General features: G+C 60.8%; 23 protein-coding genes. 12 read left to right on the top strand and 11 right to left on the bottom strand.

Features of this window, described 5'->3' with window-relative positions:
* Window positions 1-16 precede the first annotated feature (16 nt).
* Genes U5G49_RS07625 through U5G49_RS07610 form a run of 4 tightly spaced genes read right to left on the bottom strand, consistent with a single transcriptional unit; the run spans window position 17 to window position 4978 of the window.
* Window positions 17-1537 carry an aldehyde dehydrogenase family protein gene (locus U5G49_RS07625; RefSeq protein WP_193445467.1) on the bottom strand — a complete coding sequence of 507 codons (1521 nt, stop codon included), beginning with the start codon at window positions 1535-1537 and terminating at the stop codon, window positions 17-19.
* Window positions 1537-2316 carry an enoyl-CoA hydratase/isomerase family protein gene (locus U5G49_RS07620; RefSeq protein WP_047622622.1) on the bottom strand — a complete coding sequence of 260 codons (780 nt, stop codon included), beginning with the start codon at window positions 2314-2316 and terminating at the stop codon, window positions 1537-1539. The genes U5G49_RS07625 and U5G49_RS07620 overlap by 1 nt, the downstream gene beginning before the upstream one ends.
* Entirely contained in the window at window positions 2309-3922 is a 1614-nt protein-coding gene (locus U5G49_RS07615) for an acyl CoA:acetate/3-ketoacid CoA transferase (RefSeq protein WP_193445466.1), read from the bottom strand. The genes U5G49_RS07620 and U5G49_RS07615 overlap by 8 nt, the downstream gene beginning before the upstream one ends.
* A 9-nt stretch (window positions 3923-3931) precedes the next feature.
* Window positions 3932-4978, bottom strand: a complete 1047-nt coding sequence (locus U5G49_RS07610; RefSeq protein WP_047622620.1) for a LacI family DNA-binding transcriptional regulator — start codon at window positions 4976-4978, stop codon at window positions 3932-3934.
* Window positions 4979-5371: 393 nt separating this feature from the next.
* On the opposite strand from U5G49_RS07610, the gene U5G49_RS07605 reads away from it, so the two are divergent.
* The gene (locus U5G49_RS07605; RefSeq protein ID WP_193445465.1) at window positions 5372-5776 is read left to right on the top strand and encodes an Imm6 family immunity protein; all 405 of its coding nucleotides are present in this window, start codon (window positions 5372-5374) and stop codon (window positions 5774-5776) included.
* Window positions 5777-5840: 64 nt separating this feature from the next.
* On the opposite strand, the gene U5G49_RS07600 is transcribed toward U5G49_RS07605, so the two are convergent.
* Entirely contained in the window at window positions 5841-7229 is a 1389-nt protein-coding gene (locus tag U5G49_RS07600; RefSeq protein ID WP_193445464.1) for an amidohydrolase, read from the bottom strand.
* Window positions 7162-7752, bottom strand: a complete 591-nt coding sequence (locus U5G49_RS07595; protein ID WP_246289253.1) for an MFS transporter — start codon at window positions 7750-7752, stop codon at window positions 7162-7164. The genes U5G49_RS07600 and U5G49_RS07595 overlap by 68 nt, the downstream gene beginning before the upstream one ends.
* A gap of 84 nt (window positions 7753-7836) precedes the next feature.
* Here U5G49_RS07595 and U5G49_RS07590 point away from each other — a divergent pair, with 84 nt between their 5' ends.
* The 3 genes from U5G49_RS07590 (at window position 7837) to U5G49_RS07580 (ending at window position 12185) form a co-directional block, all read left to right on the top strand.
* Entirely contained in the window at window positions 7837-9804 is a 1968-nt protein-coding gene (locus U5G49_RS07590; RefSeq protein WP_193445463.1) for a helix-turn-helix domain-containing protein, read from the top strand.
* Window positions 9805-9962: 158 nt separating this feature from the next.
* Window positions 9963-11498, top strand: coding sequence for a sensor histidine kinase (locus tag U5G49_RS07585; protein WP_168300207.1), 1536 nt, complete (start codon window positions 9963-9965; stop codon window positions 11496-11498).
* Window positions 11499-11561: 63 nt separating this feature from the next.
* On the top strand, window positions 11562-12185 hold the full coding sequence (locus tag U5G49_RS07580) for a carboxymuconolactone decarboxylase family protein (RefSeq protein WP_018241667.1): 624 nt from the start codon (window positions 11562-11564) through the stop codon (window positions 12183-12185).
* A gap of 70 nt (window positions 12186-12255) precedes the next feature.
* Here U5G49_RS07580 and U5G49_RS07575 read toward each other — a convergent pair whose 3' ends face one another.
* Together U5G49_RS07575 and U5G49_RS07570 are read right to left on the bottom strand one after the other, a co-directional pair.
* Window positions 12256-13230 carry an alpha/beta hydrolase gene (locus tag U5G49_RS07575; RefSeq protein ID WP_018241666.1) on the bottom strand — a complete coding sequence of 325 codons (975 nt, stop codon included), beginning with the start codon at window positions 13228-13230 and terminating at the stop codon, window positions 12256-12258.
* Window positions 13231-13399: 169 nt separating this feature from the next.
* The gene (locus U5G49_RS07570; protein ID WP_193445462.1) at window positions 13400-14287 is read right to left on the bottom strand and encodes a LysR family transcriptional regulator; all 888 of its coding nucleotides are present in this window, start codon (window positions 14285-14287) and stop codon (window positions 13400-13402) included.
* Window positions 14288-14412: 125 nt separating this feature from the next.
* Here U5G49_RS07570 and U5G49_RS07565 point away from each other — a divergent pair, with 125 nt between their 5' ends.
* Window positions 14413-15264, top strand: coding sequence for an oxidoreductase (locus U5G49_RS07565; RefSeq protein WP_168332187.1), 852 nt, complete (start codon window positions 14413-14415; stop codon window positions 15262-15264).
* A gap of 149 nt (window positions 15265-15413) precedes the next feature.
* Window positions 15414-16418: a ketopantoate reductase family protein gene (locus U5G49_RS07560; RefSeq protein WP_168300203.1), complete on the top strand. Its 1005-nt coding sequence runs from the start codon at window positions 15414-15416 to the stop codon at window positions 16416-16418.
* Between the two features lie 41 nt (window positions 16419-16459).
* On the opposite strand, the gene U5G49_RS07555 is transcribed toward U5G49_RS07560, so the two are convergent.
* Window positions 16460-17455, bottom strand: coding sequence for an alpha/beta fold hydrolase (locus U5G49_RS07555; protein ID WP_193445461.1), 996 nt, complete (start codon window positions 17453-17455; stop codon window positions 16460-16462).
* Between the two features lie 146 nt (window positions 17456-17601).
* Between U5G49_RS07555 and U5G49_RS07550 the strand changes: the two genes are divergently transcribed.
* The 6 genes from U5G49_RS07550 (at window position 17602) to U5G49_RS07525 (ending at window position 20674) form a co-directional block, all read left to right on the top strand.
* A complete protein-coding gene (locus U5G49_RS07550; RefSeq protein ID WP_155256902.1) occupies window positions 17602-17751 on the top strand; it encodes a hypothetical protein in 150 nt (49 codons plus the stop codon).
* A gap of 9 nt (window positions 17752-17760) precedes the next feature.
* Window positions 17761-18681 (top strand): 4-hydroxy-tetrahydrodipicolinate synthase, encoded by a 921-nt coding sequence (gene dapA, locus U5G49_RS07545; RefSeq protein WP_193445460.1) that lies wholly within the window; start codon window positions 17761-17763, stop codon window positions 18679-18681.
* A 122-nt stretch (window positions 18682-18803) separates the two neighbouring features.
* Window positions 18804-18986 (top strand): hypothetical protein, encoded by a 183-nt coding sequence (locus U5G49_RS07540; protein WP_210262324.1) that lies wholly within the window; start codon window positions 18804-18806, stop codon window positions 18984-18986.
* Window positions 18987-19012: 26 nt separating this feature from the next.
* A complete protein-coding gene (locus U5G49_RS07535; protein WP_193445458.1) occupies window positions 19013-19276 on the top strand; it encodes a hypothetical protein in 264 nt (87 codons plus the stop codon).
* A gap of 131 nt (window positions 19277-19407) precedes the next feature.
* On the top strand, window positions 19408-19719 hold the full coding sequence (locus U5G49_RS07530; RefSeq protein ID WP_018447014.1) for a DUF1883 domain-containing protein: 312 nt from the start codon (window positions 19408-19410) through the stop codon (window positions 19717-19719).
* A 280-nt stretch (window positions 19720-19999) separates the two neighbouring features.
* Window positions 20000-20674 carry a VIT1/CCC1 transporter family protein gene (locus tag U5G49_RS07525; protein WP_193445457.1) on the top strand — a complete coding sequence of 225 codons (675 nt, stop codon included), beginning with the start codon at window positions 20000-20002 and terminating at the stop codon, window positions 20672-20674.
* Window positions 20675-20705: 31 nt separating this feature from the next.
* On the opposite strand, the gene U5G49_RS07520 is transcribed toward U5G49_RS07525, so the two are convergent.
* Together U5G49_RS07520 and U5G49_RS07515 are read right to left on the bottom strand one after the other, a co-directional pair.
* Window positions 20706-22022, bottom strand: coding sequence for a replication-associated recombination protein A (locus tag U5G49_RS07520; RefSeq protein ID WP_193445456.1), 1317 nt, complete (start codon window positions 22020-22022; stop codon window positions 20706-20708).
* Window positions 22019-23422 carry a DegQ family serine endoprotease gene (locus tag U5G49_RS07515; RefSeq protein WP_018447016.1) on the bottom strand — a complete coding sequence of 468 codons (1404 nt, stop codon included), beginning with the start codon at window positions 23420-23422 and terminating at the stop codon, window positions 22019-22021. Before U5G49_RS07515 ends, U5G49_RS07520 begins: the two co-directional genes overlap by 4 nt.
* Window positions 23423-23624: the final 202 nt, after the last annotated feature.

Genomic DNA, 23624 nt, shown 5'->3' with positions numbered 1-23624 from the left:
GTAGTTCGGCCACCGGCTAAGCCAGCTTTTCCGTCTGCGGCATCCACCAGCTGGTGCGTTTGCCGATATGCATGTTGAGTGTCTTGGTCTCGGTGTAATCTTCGACCGCATGGCGGCCGAGCTCGCGGCCAAGGCCGCTTTGCTTGTAACCGCCGAAGGGAAGTTCCGAGGCGCCGTCCATGAAGGTGTTCATCCAGACCGTGCCTGCCCGCACCGACCGGCCGATCGTCAGGCACGTGTCGAAATCGCGGCTCCAGACACCGGCCGACAGGCCGTAGTCGATGGAATTCGCAATCCTGATCGCTTCGGCTGATGTCTCGAATGTCAGGACCGAAAGCACCGGACCAAAGACTTCCTCGCGCGCCACGGCCATATCAGGGGTGACCTCTTCGAGGATCGTCGGCGACATGAACTGCCCCATGCCAAGATCGAGCGTCTCGCCGCCATGGGCAAGCCGGGCACCGCCGCTCCTCGCCCCGGCGACGTATCCGGATATCTTCTCCAGGTGCTGCGGCGTGATGATAGCGCCCACCTGCGTCGAAGGATCAAGAGGGTCGCCGACCTTCACTGCCTTCGACAATTCGGCAATCCGCTTGACGACATCGGAAGCGATTGATTTGTGAAGGATCAGCCGCGAGCCGGCATTGCAGCACTCGCCGGCATTGAAGTATGCGCCGAAGACCGCGGCATCGACAAACGCATCGAGATCGGCATCCGGGAACACGATCTGCGGGTTCTTCCCACCCAGTTCCAGCGAGACCTTCTTCAGCGTCTGTGCAGCATTCGACATCGTCAGCTTTCCGACACCGGTCGAGCCGGTGAACGACACCATGTCGACGTCGGGATGAGAGGTCATGACCGCGCCGACCTCTGGTCCCGTGCCGGTGACAATGTTGACGACACCATCCGGAATGCCGGCCTGCTGCAGGATCTCGCCCAGCATGAGCGTCGATCCTGAGGTCAGCTCCGAGGGCTTGACGACGGTCGTGCAACCTGCGGCCAGAGCGAACGGCAGCTTCTGGCCGACGATCAGGAAGGGAAAGTTCCAGGGCGTGATGATCGACACTACGCCGATCGCTTCGCGCAAGACGACGCCCAATGTGCCATCGCCGAGCGTGTTATAGCTTTCACCATGGAGGTCGCGGGCAAGAGCCGCCGCGTAGCGCCATATGTCAACGGAGCCGGCAATTTCTCCCCGCACCTGCGTGATCGGCTTTCCTGCCTCGATAGCATCGAGAAATGCAAGCTCCTCTGCGCGCGCCGCGATCAGGTCGGCAGCCTTGAGCAGGATGGCGGAACGTTCGGAAGCGGTCATCCGGGGCCACGGCCCGAGGTCGAACGCCTTGCGTGCCGCAGCGATCGCACGTTCGGCGTCGTTCTTGCTACCGGTCGGAAACCGGCTGACCACGACGCCATGGCTCGGCGCGACACGCTCGATCAGATCGGAGGCACCAGCCTGCCATCTGCCATCGATGAGCATCTTGAAATCACGCGCTTTGTGGTCGCTGAGCGCGGTGGGGTTGACGAGAACCGTCATTACCATTCTCCCTTGAACGTTGCCGGGCGCTTCTCGCTGAATGATGCGACGCCCTCCTTCAGATCGCCGGTCTTCGCAGCGAGGATCGAGCCAAGGGCTTCGACCGCGGTTCCATTGTCTTCGCCGTTCGCCGATGCGATCATCAACTTCGCGATCTCGGTCGCAGCCGGCCCCCTTGCGGCGATCCGCTGCGCATATTCCCGGGCAGCGGTCACCGCGTTTCCGGTGGGAACGACCGCGTCCACAATACCGAGCAGGCGTGCTTCTTCGGCGGTGAATATCTCGCCGCCGAGCGCCATGCGTCGGACGGCCTGCGCCCCGAACCGGCGCACAAGACGCTGAGTCCCGGACCAGCCCGGGACCATCCCAAGGCCGGTTTCCGGCAGACCAATCTTGATCTGCTCCTCTGCAAGGCGAATGTCGGCAACCCCTGCAAGTTCAAGCCCTCCTCCGAGGGCGTGGCCGTTGAGAGCCGCAATGAGCGGCACCCGGAGGGTCGCCAGTCTTTCGAAGATACGGTGACCGTGCCGAACCCAGAGATGACCGAACTCCTGAGGCAACATTCCGCCCCAGGCCTTGATATCGCCTCCAGCGGAAAAGCCCTTTCCTTCGCCCGTGAGAATGGCAGCGCGCACATTGGCGTTGGCCTCCACCTCGTCGGCAGCGTCCACCAATGCCTTGAGCATGTCGAGGTCGAGCGCGTTCAGCTTCTCCGGACGAGAAATCGTCAGTGTCGCAACATGTCCATCGACATCAATTCTGACTGTTCCGCTAGCCATGGAAGCTGCCCTCCAGCGTCCGTGCCCCTTTGACCGGAAGCGACAGGCCGATGGTTGCCTCCGCGAAGAGCGCTGCGTCCATGACCTTCAGGTCGGGCGCAACGATCAACGGAAACTCCGACTGATCGAGGATATGGGACTGGAGATCGACACCGGGGGCAATCTCGGTGAGGACGATACCATCAGGCGTCAGCTTCATCACGCACCGCTCGGTGACATAGGTTATATCCTGCCCCTGCTCGATCGCACGCCTACCGCTGAAAGTGACGTGTTCGACCTCGTTCACGAGCTTCTTCAACTTGCCTTCCTTCTCGATCAGAAGAGCCCCATCGGCGATCGAAAGCTTCGCTCCGGCATTGAACATGCCGGAGAAGACGATCTTCTTTGCCCGCGCCGTGATGTCGACGAAGCCTCCGGCACCAGCCGTCACATGCGGCCGGAACGAGAGCTTCGAGACGTTGACCGAACCGTCTTTGCCGATCTCGAGGAAGGACAGCAGCGAGGCATCGAAGCCTGCGCCCTGGAAATAGGTGAACTGATAGGGAGACGGCATGTAGGCGTCGGCATTGGAGGCGCAGCCAAAGGCGAAGTCGAGCAACGGCACCCCACCGACCGCACCTTGCTCGATGACCCAGGTGACGGCGCCGTGGAGCCCTTCCTCCAGCAGGATGCGCGGCACGTTGGCCGAGATGCCGAAGCCGAGATTGACGCAGCTCCCCGCCTGAAGTTCTTGCGCGACGCGACGCGCGATGACCTTCTGAACATTGAACTCCGGAACGCTGAAGCTATCGAGCGGGCGGAAGATCTCCCCGGAAATTGCCGGATCGTATTGCGTCTGCGTCGTCTGCTTCTGTTCCGGATCGACGACCACATAGTCGACCAGCATCCCGGGCACCCGAACGTCATGGGGTTTCAGCGAGCCTTCCTTGGTGATCCGCTTGACCTGGGCGATAACGATGCCGCCGTTGTTGCGTGCGGCCAGCGCCTGATCGAGGCCGCCGAGGTAGGCGCCTTCATGTTCGTATGTCAGGTTGCCGCGCTCGTCGGCGGTGGTGGCGCGGATGATGGCAACCTCAGGGACGATCGAGGGAAAGAACAGCCAGTCGTCGCCCTCGAAGCTGACGCGCTTGACCACCGCATGCTCCGAAGCCAGGCCGTTCATCGCGCAACCCTGCCGCTCGGGATCGACGAATGTATCGATGCCGATCTTGGTCAGGACGCCCGGCCGCTTCGCGGCGGCTTCGCGATGGATGTCGAAGAGGATACCTGAGGGGATGTTGTAGGCCGGGATTTCGTTGTTGGTGATCATTTGCCAGATCAGCGGCGGCTCTGATGACGACGGGCCGGACGGATAGGAACCACCGATGATGCGCTTGAGCAGCCCCTTCTTGGCGATATAGTCGACGCCCTTGATGCCACTCATATCACCGGCAGCGATCGGATGAAGGGTCGTGATATCACGGGGATGGCCGGTCGCATCGAAACGTTCACCAATCGCCTTCAGCATGAGATCCGGGCAACCGAGACCGCTCGAGGAAGACACCGTTACAACAGCGCCATCCGGGATCAGCGCGGCCGCTTCGGTCGGGGTGAGATGCTTGTTCATTGGCGTTACTCAGAGTCCTGTTTCGATTTTTACGCTCTTGCGGGCTCCGCAGCTCTCGCGAACAACCAGCCGAACCGCTGTTGTCACAGTCTCCGCCTCCGCCTTGCCCGCATTGATCTGCTTGAGAAGCAGTTGCGCGCCGCGGCGCCCAATGCCCTGCGGATCGACCGAAACCGTTGTGAGTGCGGGAACCGCCGCCTGAGCCTCGATGACGTCATCGAAACCCACGACCGCGAAGTCGGAGCCGGGCTCCAGACGGCGCGCACGCAATCCGTCGCAAACACCGAAGGCTACGGCATCGTTGAAGCAGACGGCTGCCGTGGGTTTGTCGGCAAGAACGATCGCTTTTCCGATCGCCTCCACCCCTCCGGCTCGCGAAGGCGCCGACGAGATGACAAGTTCTTGGTGATAGTCGAGCCCGGCTGCCTCTATGCCGCTTCGGTAACCGGCAAGGCGGTCGTCGAAGACAGCGGTGTCGGGAAAGCCGCCGAGAAAAGCGATGCGCTTGTGACCAAGCTCCGCCAAGTGCTTGACCGCAGACACCATGCCAGCCCGGTTGTCGGAGACGACGGACGAGACTTTGGCGCCAGGCAGGCTTCGAACGACCACCACCACCGGAATCCCTGCCGCGACGAGTGGCTTGAAGTCTGCGGCATCGGTGGCGCGCGCCGGCGACACGATGAGCCCCGAAATACCATGCTCCCGCATCGATGCGACAACCTCGCGCTGCCTGTCGATGCTCTCGCTGGTGTTCGACAGGAATTGAACGAATCCGGCCGACTGAACGACCATGTCGACGCCGACTGCCAGCTCCGCAAAGAAGCTGTTCGTCAGGTCGTTCACGACGACCCCGATGATCCTCGATTTGGCACTGGCCTGTCGAAGATTGGCTGCGCCGCGATTATAGACGTAGCCCAGCTCGCGCATCACGGCATTGACCTTGGAACGCGTCCCCTCATTGACCAGGGAGGAACCCTGAAGCACCAGCGAAACCGTCGATTTCGAGACGCCTGCGGCTTTCGCAATGTCGATGACGGTTACCCGCGCCTTTGTCACGTCTTCCTCCCGAGCCACCGTCGAATGATTACCTAAATATTTGGAACGTTCCAATTCTGTCAAGCGAAATTTATGCGAACCGTTACCCATTAGAAGCATCTGCGGCAAATTTCTGCCTCCCCGACTGCCGGAATCTCATCCCGAAAATTGGAACGGTCTAAAAAATGATCATGACTGAGAGGCATATGTCGATATTTTTCGACCTGCAGAACCGTGCGTGGCGCACGACCGACCGATGCGTTGGCAGCAATAAAGTAGAGGATTCAGGCTCGCCCGGTATTTCCGTCGAAGCGATCAATGCGGCGTAATCGGCGGACCTTCTGGCAAAAGCAGGAAGGGCCTCTATTCTGTGTTGATAGACGTTGTGACAAGCCCAGTGGAGACCATGGAGACATGAAATTGCGCGCCGAGCTGACCGTTCTGCCGCCACGCGGACAGGCGCGGCGCTTGGCAGCGATCGCCGCGGTTTTGGTCGCACAGATCGAGCGCACCGAACCCGACGCGCCCGAAACCAAGGCCGCCTTGGCGGCAATCCGTACCTGGGGTGATGGCGGACGCCTGACAGGCCGGTACTTCTTCGACCTCCTCTACAGCGACGATGAGCACGGGACGCTCCGCCGGCTCTCCGAGGCAGTGGGAAAGCCCAGCGAAGACGGCTGGAACGCGCTGACGACAGCAGCCATGTACGTCGCCTGGCTTGTTTATCAGGAGACAGGTGAACCCATGCCGAGTGATGTCAACGAAGTGGGAGAGGACAGCCTTGACCTTCTGGACGAGCAACTGGCCAAACTCGGCTGAAGTCCCCTCGCCGCTCGCTATTGCTCGCAGCTATTCCATGGCTCACATAACCGTCCGCATTTGCCTAGCGGACCTTCATCGGCTTCGTCTCGAGCGGGATGAGAGGCTTGTAGGAAGCGCCTCCGAGCTCCCTGAGATGTTCCTGCTTCGCCTGGCCGATCAACTCGCTGTCCTGGAGACATCTGGCGGCGGCGGCGGCCATGACCTTGCCGGCCTGAAGCATTCCTTTATGCGCGTAGGAAGTCTTGCCCTGCGCAACCATCTGCCAGCTATGCGGAGGCGTTCCGTAGGCTGATGTCGCCATATAGACCTGTCCGGTGGGAACGATCCAGCTGACGTCGCCGACATCGGTCGAGCCATGGAGAAATGTCGGCTTTTCCTGAAACTCGTTGACATGTCCGGAGAGGATCGTCCCGCGCTCCTCGATGCGCGCTTGAACATCCCTCGGAAAAGTCCTCTGGATCTCCGCCGCGAACTCCTTCTCGCTGTTCGAGAAGGACGCTCCGCCGATCTTGTCGAGCTCCTGGTGAATCACACCTGCCAGCGTGGCGTTCGGTATGAGGTCAGCAGAGGCTGCATCGAAGGTGATTTCGACCTCCGTTCCGGTCATCAGTGCCGCTCCACGAGCCACGTCCTTGACCCGCTCGGTGATGTCCCGCACCTGATCCATCAGCGGCGCGCGGACCTTGTAGAGTACTTCGGCCTGCGACTGGACGACATTGGGCGCCTTTCCGCCGGTATCCGTTATTGCATAGTGAATTCTGCCGTCCTGGACGATGTGCTCGCGCAGGAAATTTGCCCCGACATTCATCAGCTCGACTGCATCGAGCGCGCTTCGCCCGAGATGGGGCTCGAAGCCCGCATGTGCGCTCACACCACGGAAAGTGAAATAGACCTGGTTCGTCGCCAGCATTCTTGCATGGTAGGCGAGGTTCTCATCCCACGGGTGCCATGTGAAGGCGACGTCGACGCCATCGAACAATCCCTCTCGGGCCATGAAGGCCTTTCCGCCGCCGCCTTCTTCGGCAGGGCAGCCGTAGAAGCGGATCGTACCGGCAAGCCCGAGTTCGTCCTTGCAGGCCTTGAGAGCGATGGCGGCGGCCAGCGAACCGACGCCCAGCAGATTATGTCCGCATCCATGGCCGTTGCCGCCGGGGACAACGGGCTTGTATCCCGCGACGTCGCCCTCCTGGCTGAGATTGGGCAGCGCATCGAACTCGCCCAGGATCGCCACAACGGGCTGTCCCCTACCGTAGCTCGCGACGAAAGCCGTCTCGATTCCCCCGGCCTGGCGCTCGACTGAGAATCCCTCCGCTTCGAGAATGTCGGCCAGAAGTGCAGCCGACTTGTACTCTTCATATCGGATTTCGGCGAAGGACCAGATTTCATTCGCTGCCGATTGCAGCCCCTCCGCTGGCCAGTCCGACCAGGCCGAGGGTGATGAACATGACACGCCAGTTGAAGTAGGCGATCAGCGCGGTGGTGACGAGCGAGCCCACGGCAAAGCCCACGGACGCTCCCGACTGAATGACCGATTTCGGCCTGGCCATGCTCTCCTTTTTGAAGTTCTCGGTTATGGCGACCGAACTGCCCGCCGGGAACACAGCCTCGCCCATTCCGACCAGAGCGCGCGACACGGCCAGCCCCATCGCGGAGCCGACCGCACCGCACGCGATCGTGCCGATCGACCAGATGCCGACTGCCGAGGTCAGGACCGAGCGGGTTCCCAGCCGATCAACAAGGTAGCCCCCGATGAGCTGCGTCAGAGAATAGGCGAGAAAGAATGCGCTAATGATCATCCCGGACTGTTCGGAGGTCAGGTGGAACTCGTCAACGATCGGAATGATGGCGATGTTGATCGCGGTCTTGTCGAGGAACCCGACGACCCAGCAGATGAACAGCATCGCGACGATGATGTGCCTGCGCTTGATTTGACTAAGCATGGAATGCTCCCCTTTTGAGCGTTTATAAAACATGCTTAATATGTGAGCAGCCGTTTTTGGATGTTGAAACACACACCACACTCACTTTATTTATGTGAAAAGACACATGGATGCCACATGACGATCATAGACGAAATCGAGAGTTCGCTTTTGCTTTTGTCGAGCCGACCGCTCGTAAGCTGGCGGCGAGCTTCGGGTCGACCGACGATTCCGGACACCGACGCGTCGGAACCTACGATCACCTTCAGCCACCGCCGCGACGAGGACGATGCCATATTGACCGCCGATATTTCCTATTTTGCAGGGGCCGTCTGCGAGGTGCGGATTCCCGGCGCCCACTATGAAACCGTCTTCGCCCGCCTACAGAAGATAGTGCTTAGCGCGGTCATCCGCTTTCAGAACCGCGCGGTCCAGGCCATGAATGCCATCAATCGCAATGTCCTCGATTCTCTCGATCCGAACGAGATCAACATGAACGCGATCGAGCAGACGCTGAGTGTGATAGCCGCGAGCGATGCTGGCGTACTGAGACTTTACGACGAGGCGTCGGGTCTCCTCATTCCGGTGTCGCAGGTCGGCTTCGACGACGATTATTACAATTACCGCACCACGCCTCAAGAATCGATCTCCGGCAGCGTGTTCTCAACCGGAACGCCCGTCCTGCTGAACTCCCCGGAAGATATCAGGGATGCTCATGCGAACCTGCGTGCGCCCAACGTTCGTTTTCTGTCCGAACAGCGCCTCTCTCACAGCCTTATCTGCGTTCCCATCAGGACGGACACGACGACGCTGGGAACGCTGACAGTCATGTCGTTTCGGGAGGGGTCCGCCTATGGTGAATTCAGCGTAAGCCTGCTTGCAGCCGTCGCGACGCAGCTTGCCATCGCCTACAAGAAGTCGCAGGCCTACGAGTTGGCCGTCCGATCGAATGAAAGCATCAACCGGATGCGGCTGGAGATCGAAAAGCGCAATGCGGAGCTGGCGCGCTCGCTCTCGGCCCATGACGACATCCTCTCCATCTTCACGCACCACCGGCCACTCAGCGAACATCTCGAGGAAATAGCGACTCATTACGGCATCGATTTCCACTACGCCGATATTTTTGGAACGACGTTCGGGTCCAAGGAATGGAAGGAGCCGAAGACCACGGAGGCCGTCCTCGTGCATCCCGTCCGTGTCGCCGACGACGTCGTCGGAGCCTTTCGTTTCGAGCGCGGCGACAATGCAAGCTATGCCGCGGCGATCTTGGGCGTGGTGTCCGCTTTCGTAGCGCTCGAAATTGTTCGCAGCGCGTCGCAGGACGAAATCCTCAACAGCAAGAGACGGAAGCACTTCGAGGCTTTGGGAAGGGATGATCTCGTCACGTCTGGCGGAGCCGTCCGGTTCGGCTTCCAGATCAGGAAGTACTGCCAGATCATCTTTGTCAGGCACGAGCAGGAGAGCGCCCAGAACCAGAGCCTGTTCCTGCAGAGAACGCTGCAGCAGGCATTGAAGGCGGCGACGATCCGCAACCAGCTGTCGTTCTATACGGACGAAGGCGTCTTCCTGCTGTTCTGCGCCGCCACCGAGGAAACCCTGAGGACGAACCTGGAATCCATCGGAGACCAGGCGGCTGCGGAGGGATGGTGTTGCGGGGCGAGCCTGATTCAAAGCGCGCCCCATCGTTATCCCGAAGCCGCCGCCGAGGCTGTCGAGGCCGCGCATCTCATGGGCATGCGGCATCGGCCGGGCATCCTCATGCACAGCGAGACCGGCATCGACAGACTGCTGCGCAAACAATCCGCTGCTGATATCCTCGAATTCGCTGATCAGATACTCGCTCCCTTCGAGAATGAAGCAAACGGCGACGCCCTTCTAAGGACCTTGGAAATCTACATCGAGAGCGGAAAATCAGCGTCCAAGGCAGCGGCCTCCCTCGGCATACACATCAACACCCTCTATCAAAGGCTGCAGCGGGCGCAGCTATTGATGGGCAAGGACATCGACAATAAGGACGATTATCTGCTGCTCAGCCTGGCGTTCCACCTGAAGTCGACATACGGTTCGCCGCAGCCTGCCGGCAGAACCAAAGCAGCTTCCGCTTGAACGCTGGTTCGCCTATCGCAAACGACAGAAGAATTCCGGATCAGGTGTGCTCCAGGTTTCCGTCGAGGAGTTCCCGCCGGTAGACATTAGCGAAACTTTATCGTTTCTGACGAATGCTACGGATACGTGCAAACGCGCCAGATCTGAAGCAGGGCCGGATGATGTCACACTCGTTTGAATCCATTCTGGAGAGCCTGCCTCAGGGCATTGTTCTGCTTGATCCTGCCGGTACGGTGACGGCTTTCAATTCACGCACGCTTGATATTCTCGGCCTTCCGCAAGGAGCCATTCGCAAAGGCATGAATATCGACGGATTGCCGGGCACTGCAGACTGCCGTGCGGTGGCGTCCCGGCGATCGATGGTCGGTGGACCGCCCACGTCTCAGTTTGCCCTTTCGGACGGAGGAATGGTCTCATTGACCTGCGCCCCATCGAGGGATGGAGGCTGGATCCTCAGTTACGAAGACATCTCGACTCTCATTCGGGTCGAAGACAGCCTGACCGAACAACATCGCCGGTTCGACGCAGCCCTCAGCAACATGCCGCATGGGCTATGCATGTTCGATTCGACCAAGAACCTGATATTGTGCAACGCCTCCTACGCGCGGATGTACAATCTGCCGGACCTTCTGACGCAACCGGGAACGCCGCTTGTGGATATCCTGGCCTATCGCAGCCGGGAGGGAAATGGCCCGGCCGATACCACGACCTATTTTGACGTGGTCTTCGAAGCGACAGCCCGCGGTGCGCCGGCCAGCCAGAACATCGTCCTGGCCGATGGGCGCGTTATCAAGATCACCCACAATCCGATGCAAAACGGTGGATACGTGGCCACCCATGAGGACGTCACCAAGACCGTTCGACTTGCCGAAGAGCTGCGCCGACATCATGATCAGCTCGAAGCGACGGTTAAGAGCCGCACGGCGGAAGTCGAGCGACAGGCGCGGGAACTCGAGCGCATGCTGGCGCAGGAGCGGAACATCAACGAATTGCAGCGGCAATTCGTGGCGATGGCATCCCATGAATTCAGGACCCCGCTTGCAATCATCGACGCTGCTGCCCAGCGGCTGCTGCGAAAAAGGGGGGCGGTCGAGCCCGAATTTCTCAGCGACAAGGTCGATCAAATCCGCGCATCGGTGAACCGGATTGTCGATCTCATGGAGAGCATCCTGTCAGCGGGACGCCTTGATACCGGCAAGATCGATATCAATTACGACGCCTGCGCATTGAGATCATTGATAAAAACCTGTTGCGAGCGGCAGTCGACGATCGCAAAGTCGCACAGTTTTGTGTTGGATATCGATGGGCTGCCGGAGTTCATCGATGCCGATCCCCGCACTTTGGCACAGGTCTTTACCAACCTGCTTTCCAATGCCGTCAAATACGCGCCTGGAACATCGGAAATTCGCGTCACGGCATGGGCGGAGACAGGAAACGTTAAAGTTTCCATCAGCGATGACGGGGTGGGGATCGATCCAGAAGACGTGCCACGGCTGTTCCAGCGCTATTTTCGTGCCCGGACGTCGACCGGGATTGCCGGAACGGGTATCGGCCTCAACCTGGTGAAGCAGATCGTTGAACTGCATAGCGGCTCGATAGAGGTTCGAAGCGAAAGAGGATGCGGATCGACATTTACCGTAACCCTTCCCATCAGAAGAATTGGTAACGCTTCCGCGACCAGTGACGCTGCCTGATGTTTCAGGATTGCTGTCCTGCATATCTACCCTATCCTTCTCACAATAGAGGAGGATCATGCCATGGCTTTCATTCACACCCCCAATGCATCCGCCAGCGAGAAGACGACGTCGATGTATGCGTCGGCCGAGGCGAACTACGGATATCTGCCGAACATGTACCGGGCCTTCGGCCACCGGCCGGAGGTGATGGAGAGCTGGGCAGCGCTGCTTTCGAGCATTCGCGGCCATATGAGCCTGCGGCGCTATGAACTGGTGACGCTGGCGGCGGCAAAAGAGCTGAAATCCTCGTATTGCATGCTGGCGCACGGCTCGGTGCTGCTGCGCGAGGGTTTCACCAGCGACGGGCTGACAGCTGTTGTCAACGAGACGGAGAAGGCGCCGATCGATGCCGGCGAACGCGCGATCATGGCCTTTGCCGCCAAGGTGGCACGCGATGCGACGTCGGTGACACAGCAGGATATAGATGGCCTGAAAAAACACGGGCTGAGCGATGCCGATGTGTTCGACGTCACCGCTGCGGCAGCGGCCCGGTGTTTCTTCTCGAAAATGCTGGATGCGCTGGGCGCTGCACCCGACCACGCCTATATCGAGCGGCTGGAGCCGAATGTGCGAAAGACGCTCAGCGTCGGCCGGGAAGTCGAGCGGCCTCTGGCGCCCTCACCGTCCCGCGGCACATCGCAATGATGCGATGACGGAGAGCGTCCGGCGTGTGCTCTTGCGGCTCCAACTCCTCAGGCCGTCACTCCTGCGGCCTCTACTCCTGCGGTTTGTCCGCAAAATGCTGGATCGCGAACTCGGCGATATTCTGGCTCGACCGATCGGCATCGTCGAGCAAAGAGGGAAACAGCTGCCACTGATGCGGCATGCCCGGCCAGACCTCGGTGGTGACATCCACTCCCGCCTGGTGCGCCTTGTCGGCGAGCCGTAGCGTATCATCCAGCAGGACTTCGCCGGAGCCGACCTGCAGCAGCAGCGGCGGAAAGCCGGCCATGTCGGCATAGAGCGGCGATGCCTGGGGATCGGTCGGAGACCGGCTGCGGAGATAGGTCTTGCGCAGCGTCTCGATCTCAGCCTTGCCGAGCAGTGGGTCGTTTCCGGCATTTGATGTCATCGAGCCGCCCGTCGCGGCAAGATCGGTGATGGGGCTGAGGGCAATCACGGCAGCCGGCAGCGGTTTCGCCGCCTGCATCTGCCGCAGCACCGTCTCGATCGCGATATTGCCGCCAGCGCCATCTCCGGCGACGATGATGTTCTCGTTGCGATAGCCGTTGTCGAGAAGCCAACGATAGGCTGTCAGCGCATCGTTGATCTGCGCGGGATAAGCATATTCGGGCATCAGCCGATAATCGATGAGAAGAACGTCGCTGGACGCGGCCTTGGCGAGAGATCCCGCGAGCAGGCTGTGCGTGCGGATCGAGCCGCTGGAAAAGCCGCCGCCATGAACATAGAGGATCACCCTTTGGCCAATTGGATGATGAAGACGAGCGGGCCACATCAACTCGGCATCGACGCCGTCGGCATCGACTTGCCGAACCTGGATGCGCGTCGGCCCCGGCGTCGTCTCCATCAGCGTCCTGAAGGCTGTCCGCCGCTGCTGCAGGCTATCGGCGCCGGCAAAGTGATCTTTCCAGAGGCCGATGAATTTTTCGACCTGCTCGCGCGAGATTTGGCTTTGCGGTCCGATGTCTCGCCCGGCCGCCGCCGAGGCGAGCAGCATCAGCGCAGCCAACGCAGGAAACAGACCGCTGATCCGCTTTAGTCCTCTTCGATTGGCAGTTGGCAAAATCCGACGGTTCATCAACCTCTCCCGATGATGCGGGCCATGACGGCCATGGCAGTATCTTTGGCCAGTTCACGCGGCGAAGTCAAAAGGGTGAGCGATGCGAATCCCGACCTTTTTACTCGGCTCTCATCGCGTCGATGACTGCTCTGAAGCCCGCCGACATGTGGCGGCGGCTCGGATAGTAGAGATAGAGCGGTTCCTCCGGTTGGCACCAGTCGTCCAGCACCTGGATCAGCTCTCCGCTAACGATCGCCTTCTCCACGCGCGGCTCCCAGATATAGGCAAGGCCGACACCGCCAAGTGCCGCCTGCATCATCAGTTCGTGGTCATCGAGCGACAGCGGTCCGGTTGGCTGAAAGCTGACGGTCTGGCCATCCTTCTCGAATTCCCAGGCATAGCGCGCACCTGACGGAAACATGTTCTGAATGCAGAGATGGCGCTTGAGTTCGTGGGGTGTCGTCGGCTTCGGCCGGGTCTCGAAATAGGCGGGCGAACCGACGACGACCAAGCGGATGCGCGGCTTGATGCGCAGCGCGATCATGCCTTCCGTGACGCGCTCGCCGAAGCGGATGCCGGCATCGAAGCCCTCCTCGACGATATCGACCAGCCTGTCGGTCGCGTTGATCTCCAGCTGCAAATGGGGATTGCTTTTGAGCAAGGGGCCGATGATGCGGCCGATGACGAAGGGGCCGATCGAGTTCGGCACATTAATCCTCACCTTGCCGAACGGCGTGTCGCGGTAGCGGTTCAGAGCATCGAGCGCTTCTGCCATCTCGCCGAAGGCCGGATCGAGATGCGAGACTAGGAGTTCGCCGGCCTCGGTCAGCGAGACGCTGCGCGTCGTGCGGTTGAGCAGGCGAACGCCGATCCGGTCTTCGAGATTGAGCACGGCATGACTGATTGCGGAAGCGGTGACGCCCCGCTCCTCACTCGCCTTGCGGAAGCTCTTATGCCGCGCGACAGCCGCGAAGGCCGCAAGTTCGGACAGTTCGGTGGCTCTCATTACTGAAATACACTCATCATAGTTTCAAGAATAACAAATCTTATACAGCAACGGATTTTCGGTCAAATTCAAACGTCAGCACAGAGATGCGACGCCAACCGAACAGTTATCGAGAGGAATTCGTCATGAAAGTCTGGTTCATCACTGGTGCATCCCGCGGCTTCGGCGCGCTGATGACCAAGGAAGCCCTCGCATCAGGCGATGCCGTCATCGCCACCGCCCGCAACCCGAAGACCGTGACCGAGCAGTTCGGTGATCATCCGAACCTGCTTGCTGTCGCCCTCGACGTCACCAACGAGGCACAGGCGAAAGAGGCCGCGGCTGCCGGCATCACCCGCTTCGGCCGCATCGATGTTCTCGCCAATAATGCCGGCTACGGCCTGCTCGGCGCTGTCGAGGAAGCCACTGCCGAAGAGATCGAAAGGCTCTATGCCACGAACGTCTTCGGGCTCCTGAAGGTGACGCGCGCCGTGCTGCCCTATATGCGCCGCCAGCGCTCCGGCCACATCCTGAACTTTTCCTCGATCGGCGGTTACTTCGGCTATCCCGGCTGGGGCGTCTACGGCTCGACGAAGTTCGCCGTCGAAGGTTTGTCCGAGTCGATGGCCGCCGAACTCGAACCTTTCGGCATCAAGGTGACGATCGTCGAGCCCGGCTTCTTCCGCACCGATTTCCTCGCCGACACGTCGCTGGCGGTGAGCCCGGCCTCCATCGCCGACTACGAAGGCACGCCGGCCGGCAACATGCGCAATTTCGCCGCCGACGCCAACCATACCCAGCCCGGCAATCCCGCCAGGCTCGCAACCGGCATCATGACGATGGTCAACTCGGCCAATCCGCCGCTGCGGATGCCGTTCGGCAGCGACACGGTGGCCGTCATCGAGCAGCAGCATGCCAGCGTCGAAAGGGAACTTGCCGCCTGGCGCCAGCTCGCGCTGTCCACGGATTTTCCGAGCGATGTAACGGCCTTGGCCTGAAGGGCACTGCCCGCCGCATCCCAGATCTCGGGAATGCGGCGGCAGCGCCGCTGTGACCGAAGGAAAACCCATGATGCGGCAAATTAGCATTCGCCTCACGTCTGGAATGACCTAGATCTAGGTTCGACCACCACCATGAAGAGGCGAGCATGTCCATCAAGTCCATCTGCATCTATGGCGCTGGCGCACTCGGCGGCGCTATCGCCGTCAAGCTTGCAAGCCAAGCCGGAAACGACGCCACCATCTCAGTCGTCGCGCGCGGAGCCCATCTCGACGCCATCCGCGACAACGGTCTCAGCCTGCGCGAAGCCGATGCGGAAAGGCCGCTCAATGTCCGCCTCACCGCGACCGACGATCCCAAGACATTGCCGCCGCAGGATCTCGTCATCACCGGCCTCAAGGGGCATCAGCTGGCACCCGCTGCCGAAGGCATTGCAAGCCTCCTCAAGGAAGGTACCCGCGTCGTCATGATCCTTAACGGCATTCCGTGGTGGTATTTTCACCGCGATACGCTGAGCAGGCATGCCGAGCTGCAATTCGACGAACTCGATCCCGGCGGCAGGCTTTGGCGGCTGATCGGGCCGGAACGGGTCATCGGCGGTGTCGCTTATCAAGGCGCAGAGGTGATCAACGCCGGTGAGATCCAGCTTGCCAACAACGGCCGCTTCGTGCTCGGCGAGCCCTCGGGCGAGATCTCGCCCGATCTCGAGGCGATCGCCGCGGTGCTGACCGACGCCGGCCTCAACATCACGACGACGCCTTTTATCCGCGACGAGATCTGGAGCAAGCTGATGGGCAATACTGCCTTCAACCCGATCAGCGCGCTGACCAGGGCGCTGATGACCGACATCATGGCAGATCCGGCACTTTCGACCACGGTCGGCAAGGTGATGAACGAGGTCCGCGCCGTCGGCGAGGCCTTGGGCGCGCGTTTCAGCATGACCGTCGAGCAGCGGCTCGAACAATCGCGCCACATCGGCGCCGTGCGCACATCGATGCTGCAGGACCTGATCGGCGGCAAGGCGCTCGAAATCACGCCGCTGGTCGGCATGGTAGTGACGCTCGGACGCCTGAGTGCCGTGCCGACGCCAGTCTCGGAAACGATCCTGGCGCTGGTAACGCAATTGGATAGGGAAAACCAGCGCGGCAGCTGATCGCAGAGGGAAAGGCGACCGGAAAGCCCGGCCGTCTTCACTTACTTTCCGACCTGCTCGGCCCAGTTCGGCGCCTTGCCGCCGCCATCGAGGAAGGTCATTGCCATATTCGCCATAAGGGGCGAGGCGAAAGTCTCGTAATGGGTGAGATCAGGCAGGATCGCCAGCCGGTTCCTCGACATGTTTTCCCGCATCCAGCCTGCATCGCGCAGACCGCCGCCGAGCTTGTGGTAGAAGTCGATCATATGCTCGGGCCGGATCATGTCGGCATCGCCATAGATCAGCATGACCGGCATGGTAAGCTTGGCGACGGCATCGCTATAGTCGATAGGTTCGCGCATCAGTGCGCCCATGGCGTCGAGCAGCTTCGGAAATTCGGAAACGTCAGGCGCCACCGCCTTGTAGGAGAGGAACATCGGCGTGTCCTTCATCATGTCGGCCATACCAGCGCCGACGGCCGCCTGTTGCGGCAGCATCTCCGGGAAGAAGCCGTTCTGCGCATAGGGCGCCGAGAGTATCACCAGCCGGCGCACCCGGTCGGGCGCGGTCGCCGCCATGTTCAGCGCCACCCCGCCGCCGAAGGAATAACCGAAGACATCGAGCTTGTCGTAGCCGAGTTGCTTCACCAGGATCGCGAGATCGGCGCCGATGGCCGGAAGCTCGATCGGCCGCTTGCCGAGGGGCGTGCGGCCATGGCCCTGCAGATCGACGGCAATCACCTGCCGGTGGTCGGTGAAAACAGGCATGACCGGCGCGAACATCTCGATCTGCCCCAGGCCGCCGTGAAGGAGCAGCAGCGGTTCGCCCTCTCCACGGATCTCGTAATAATAATCGATGCCGTTGACCGGCAAACTTCCCTTCCTGACGATCGGCGCTACGGCCTTTCTGTCCTCGCTCGCCGGCGTGCCACCGTCAGCACCTGATATATCGGGCGCGGCGAGGAATGCGGCAGCCGTTGCGATCATCGAAATCAGCGTCATTTTCGACATGTCCTTGCTCCGTGTTTGCGTCGATACCGCAAGGACGGCGGCGATCATGCTTTTCCGACACCGCGCTTCGAAATTTCTGCCATCACCTTTATGCCATTCCTATATTTTCGCCCCGTGCCCCGAATGGATTTCCTATCGCGCGCAGCAGTAGGCTTTCGCCATCACTGCAAAGGTCAAATGCCATGCGATATGTCATGTCCTCCGATTCTAAACCCCTTCACCCCTACAGGATCACGCGCGGCAGCCGGCGGATGCGCGAGAAGCGCACTGCCCGAGCGCTGATCGTCTTCGGCGTAGTGCTCGCCTGCGTCGAGCTCTACGTCGTCGTTTTCGGCTGGCTCTGAGGCCGGCCCGTGGAAACGGCGAGAATGCCGCGCCTTGGCGGCGCGATCACCACTCTCATCACGCCGTTTCGTCATGGCTGTCTCGACAGGCCGGCGCTCCGGGCGCTTGCGGAATGGCAGATCCTTAGCGGCGTCGACGGGCTCACCGTCTGCTCGACAACGGGGGAAGGCCCGACGCTTTCGCAGCAGGAGCGCGCCGAGGCAATCGATCTCGTCATCCGCTCTGCGGCCGGCCGCGTGCCGGTCATCGCCGCCACCGGCACCACTTCCACCGACAGCACGATCGCGCTCACCCGCGAGGCGGAAGTGCTCGGCGCCGCAGCAGCGCTCGTCACAGTGCCCTATTATTCCAAGCCTGGGCAGCAGGGCATCGTCCACCACTTCGAGCAGCTGGCGGCGGCAAGCGGACTGCCCGTCATCATCGACCATGCGCCGGCGCAGACGGCGAGCGATCTTTCGACGGAGACGCTTGGCAGACTGGCAACCATCCCGGGAATCTTTGGCATCCGCGACGCCACGGGCGACATCGCTCGCTTCGTCGGCCTTTCGGCTATCCTGCGGCAGCGCTACCGCTTCTTTTCCGGGCACGACCCTTCCGCGCTCGCCTTCACCATCGCCGGCGGCGACGGCATGATCTCGTCGGGCGCCAATGTGGTGCCGCGGCTCTTCATCTCGATGCAGCAGGCGGCCCGGGCCGGGAACCTTTCGGCCGCGCGTTCGCTGCAGGACCGGCTGATGCCGCTGATATCAGTGCTCGGACCGGAGGGCGATCCGGCGAGGATCAAGCATGCGCTGCGGCTGGTGCGCGGGCTGAAGGCCGAGCTTCGCCTTCCGCTTGTCGCCGCCGAGCCGGAGGTGTGTTTGGCCATCGGCGAGGCGCTTGCGCCTTTCCTTGACGAAAGCAGCACGAGGATGGCGCTATCCCTATGAGATTTTTATATTTTCTTCTCTGGCGCCAAATGGAAACCCTATCCGCAGACGCCCGTCTTCCAAGGCGTGACACCGCCGCACTATCAAGCGGCGGTTGAGTGAGACTTCGAAAGGACAAACCGATGTCACGCCTGACTGAACCGAGTGCCGACAGCGACCCGCTGCAACGCAGCCACCTCAGCACACTCGCCGCCGATCCCTCCCATACGATGCTCTCCGGCCTTGCCGCGATTGCGCCCCGCCTTGGGGCAGCGATGGCCTTTGCCGGGCTGGTGCAGATGACCTTCAACCTCATCTCCCGCTGAACCATCAGGACCGAAGAATCATTACAATGGCAAACACACAGCAACGCCGCAGCCTGCCTTCCGCAGCGCCCTCGCCTTCTGCCCGCTTCACCGTCGGCCGCGACAGAAGCGGCCGCTGGATTGTCCACGATCGCGATGGCCTCGTTGGCGGGCTCTTCATCGATGAGGCGGCCGCCCTCCATTTCGCTGCAGGGGAATGCAACTGCCCCTCGGCTGATATCCATAGGGCGGCCGCAGGCATGGTGCTCGAATTCGCGCCCTTTGCGCGTAGCACCGCGAATATCCACTAAATCTTATCGGTCTCCCGCCGTTTTCAGCCGGCGGGAGACCGAAGACATGGGTTGGGGGCCAATATCCAACTTTTCCTTAACCGGCATGCTGGTAAAATCCTGGCGCAGAGACTTCAGACGCCGCGAGACCGATGCCGAAACCGAATTTCCGCTTCACCCATTATGATCTCAAGGAACAACGCGCCGGAACGATCATCGAGGTGTCGTTGAATGCGGTGAACAATGTCCGCCTGATGACGGCGCCGAATTTCCAGCGGTTCACCGAGGTTCTCGATTTCAAATATATCGGCGGCGTGGCGCGCAAATCGCCGATCAAGATCGCCGTTCCGGAAAGCGGTCACTGGCATGTCGTCGTCGACATGGAAGGTCATCACGGGCTTGCGGAATCGTCCGTCAAGGTAATCGCCGCACCACCAAATCAGAAGACACCGCGCGTTTCCTGAGCTTGGCAGCACCACGCATCTTCTCGGCTCGTCTCTCCTGCCAACCAGCCGGCGCCCCCGATTAGGGCGTTCGTGCAGCCATCAAGCGCTCGGAAAACGCGTAGATCCTCCCCGATCCTTGATCAGGATCATTGAATCAGACTGCCACGTCGATCACAGTTCTCCTGTCGCGAGGCTTGCCCGCGCCGCAGCGCCACCAGATGCAGCTCGGCTCGCCATTTGATGCGCCGAGGGTAAGTGGGGTAGCAGACGAAGATCTTCACAACGTGGGGAGTAGGCCATGACTTCGAGCCCAATGGGTCGTATCACCAATATCATCGATCCTGGCGATGCGCTCGGCGAAGTACTTTTCGGATTGATTATGGCGCTCACGTGGACGATTGGTTCGAGACTTGTTCTTGAAAAAGAGGGGTTAAATGTTCAGGAGCTTTTAGTTGCAACAATCGGATGCAATGTCGCTTGGGGGATCATTGACGCCGTATTGTTCATCCTGGGCACGACATTCTACAGGAGCAGACGGCTGCGCCTTTTTCGGCAAATCAAAGCCGCCAAAAGTGAATCTGCGGCGCTCAAGGTGCTCGCGAACGAATTCCCGATTGAAGAAGCACCATTTTCTGGAAAGGCCGCCGATGCGGAGGCACTCTATCGGTCACTCCTGACGCTCGCATCTCGGGCCGATCCTGTGAAGGTGTCCCTATCGAAAGGCGATCTGTTTGCCGCAATTGCGATCTTCTTTTTGGTTTCTGCCACCTCCATTCCGGCAGTTATCCCTTTCCTTCTCATCGACAATGCGCAGCTTGCTCTGAGAGCCAGCAACCTGTTTCCTATTATGCTGCTATTTGTGACGGGCTATGCGTGGGCGACGTTTTCAGGAGGCAGGCCCTTTTATGCAGGGATGACGATGACTTGTCTCGGATTGCTTCTGGTTGCAATAGCGATCGTTCTTGGCGGCTGAGCCCCTTCACCAACCGAACAGGCACCGCGCCTCAGCGCGGATTGCGCTCCTTGCGAAGCTTTGCCCACCATTCCAGCCGCTTGCGGATATCGCGTTCGAAACCGCGCTCCGGCGGATCGTAGAAGATCTGGCGACCCATCTTCTCCGGGAAATAGTCCTGGCCGGAAAAGGCGTCCGGCTCGTCGTGGTCGTAGCGATAACCTTCGCCGTAACCCTCGCCCTTCATCCGCTTGGTCGGCGCATTGAGGATATGCTTCGGCGGCAGCAGCGAGCCATTCTGCTTCGCGGCCTGGCTTGCCGCCTTGAAGGCAGTGTAGACCGCATTCGATTTCGGCGCGGTGGCGAGATAAACGCAGGCCTGGGCCAGCGCCAGTTCACCTTCCGGCGAGCCGAGATACTCATAGGCATCCTTGGCGGCATTGCAGATCACCAGCGCCTGCGGATCGGCAAGACCGATATCCTCCACCGCCATGCGCACCAGCCGCCGGCCGAGATAGAGCGGATCCTCGCCGGCATCGAACATACGGGCGAGATAGTAGAGCGCGGCATCGGGATCCGAGCCGCGTACGGATTTATGCAGCGCCGAGATCAGATTGTAGTGACCATCCTGCGCCTTGTCGTAGACCGGGGCACGGCGCTGGACGATGCGCGTCAGGCCTTCTGTGTCGAAGCTCTCGCCTTCGCGCGCCGCGCGCCAGACTTCTTCGGCGAGCGTCAGCACCGCGCGGCCATCGCCGTCGGCCATGCGGATCAGGCTGACGCGAGCATCCTCCGTCAGCGGCAGCGGCTTCTGCTCGATCGCCTCGGCACGCTTCAGCAGTTCCTCGAGGCTCTCCTCGTCATGCGACTTAAAGGTGAGCACACGGGCACGCGACAGCAGAGCGGCGTTGAGCTCAAAGGATGGGTTCTCGGTGGTGGCGCCGACGAGGATGACGGTGCCATCCTCCATGACGGGCAGGAAACTGTCCTGCTGGGCGCGGTTGAAACGATGGATCTCATCGACGAAGAGCAGCGTCTGACGGCCGTCCATACGCCGCAAACGGGCTGTCTCGAACACCTTTTTCAGATCGGCGACGCCGGAGAAGATCGCCGATATCTGCTCGAAGGCCAGGCCCGCCTCGCCCGAAAGCAACCGTGCCACCGTCGTCTTGCCGGTGCCGGGCGGACCCCAGAAGATCATCGAGCCGAGCGAGCCGCTTTCGATCATCCTTTTCAGCACGCCATCCTCACCGGTCAGGTGTTCCTGACCGGTGACATCGGCAAGCGTCTTCGGCCGCAGCCGGTCGGCAAGCGGCCGCCTGGCAGCGACCTCCTCCGGAACACGCGGCGCGAAGAGATCGTTGCTCATCGGAAAAATTGCCGGATGCGCTGGCCGTCGCGCTCTATCTCGACCCGCCAGAGGCCGGGGTCGCTATCGGCGATCTGGGATAGTTCGCTGGTCGACTTCACATCCGTGCCGTTGATCGAGACGATGATATCCTTCGGTTCGAAACCGAGACGGGCAGCAGGCGAATCGTCCTTCACCTCGGATACGACGACGCCTGCCGATTCCGGCGGCATGCGCAGCTCGTCGGCGACCCGGGGCGAAAGGTTCTCGACGACGGCGCCGGTAAACGGCGTATGCCCGCCGATCGTGCGCTGGTCGCGCGGCGAGGTTTCCGGGGCACGGGCGAGCGTCAGCGGCAGCTGCTCCTCGCGGCCGTTCTCGACGACGGTGAGGTTGACCGATTTGCCGAGGCCCGCCGTCGTCAGCCGGTAGAGCAGCGCATCCGGATGTTCGACAGAAATCCCGTCGACGGCAGTGACGATTTCTCCGGCCTTCAGCCCGGCCTTGGCCGCCGGCCCGCCTTCCGAGACCTTGACGACGAGCGCGCCGCGGGCCTTGTTCAACCCCAGCGCCTCAGCCACTTCCGAGGTCACCGCATCGAAGCTCGCGCCGACATAGGGCCGTTCGAAGGATTTGACGCCGGCGTCGGCAGAAGAGAGGAAGACCTTGACCAGATTGGCAGGGATGGCGAAGCCGATGCCGTTCGAGCCGCCGCCGCGCGAGAAGATCGCCGTGTTGATGCCGATCAGTTCGCCCTTCATGTTCATCAGGGCGCCGCCCGAATTGCCGGGATTGATCGAGGCATCTGTCTGGATGAAGAAGCCGAATTCGTTCCTGACCACCTGATTGCGGGCAAGTGCTGAGACGATACCGCTCGTCACCGTCTGGCCGACGCCGAAGGGGTTGCCGATCGCCAGCACGAGATCGCCGACCTCGACCGTATCGGAATTGCCGATCGGCAATGTCGGGAAGCTTTCCTTGGTGTCGATCTTCAGCACGGCGAGATCGACACGGTCATCACGCAGCACCACCTTGCAGGGGAATTCGCGGCCATCCGACAGTGCGATCTTGATGTCGTCGGCGCCTTCGACGACATGATTGTTGGTCACGACAGTGCCGTTCGCCTCGACGATGACGCCGGAACCGAGCGATGACTGCTTCTCCGAACGGTTTGGCATCTGCTGGCCGAAAAACTGCTCGAAGAAAGGGTCGCCGGCAAAGGGCGACTGCCGCTTGACGGTCTTTTCCGCATAGACGTTGACGACGGCGCCCGACGTCTGTTTGACGAGCGGGGCGAAGGAGAGCTGCATCTGCATCTGGCTCTCGGGTACGGTCTTTGCCGTCTGCGCATCGGCCGCAGCCGGCAGAACGAGCATGAGAGCGAATAGCGAGACGGAGGCGCGCTTGAACAGGCCTTGCATGGGTATCCCTTTTGAATCCTCTTGAGGAACGTTTTAGAGCATGATGCCGAAAAGTGTGAGCGGTTTTCGGACGACATCATGCTCTAACTATCTAATTGCGAACAGGATTCAGATTTTAGGCCGACCGGCCTAAAATCATCCTGTTCTGCGGCCCGACGCTAGAAAGGAAAGAGGGCGGAAGCATGGAAGAATAAGGCAAGGG

Origin of the sequence: Rhizobium indigoferae (assembly GCF_034554815.1) — a bacterium.
Classification (GTDB): domain Bacteria; phylum Pseudomonadota; class Alphaproteobacteria; order Rhizobiales; family Rhizobiaceae; genus Rhizobium; species Rhizobium leguminosarum.
The sequence above is the reverse complement of the archived record's forward strand: the minus strand, read 5'-3'. Positions and strand labels throughout refer to the sequence as shown.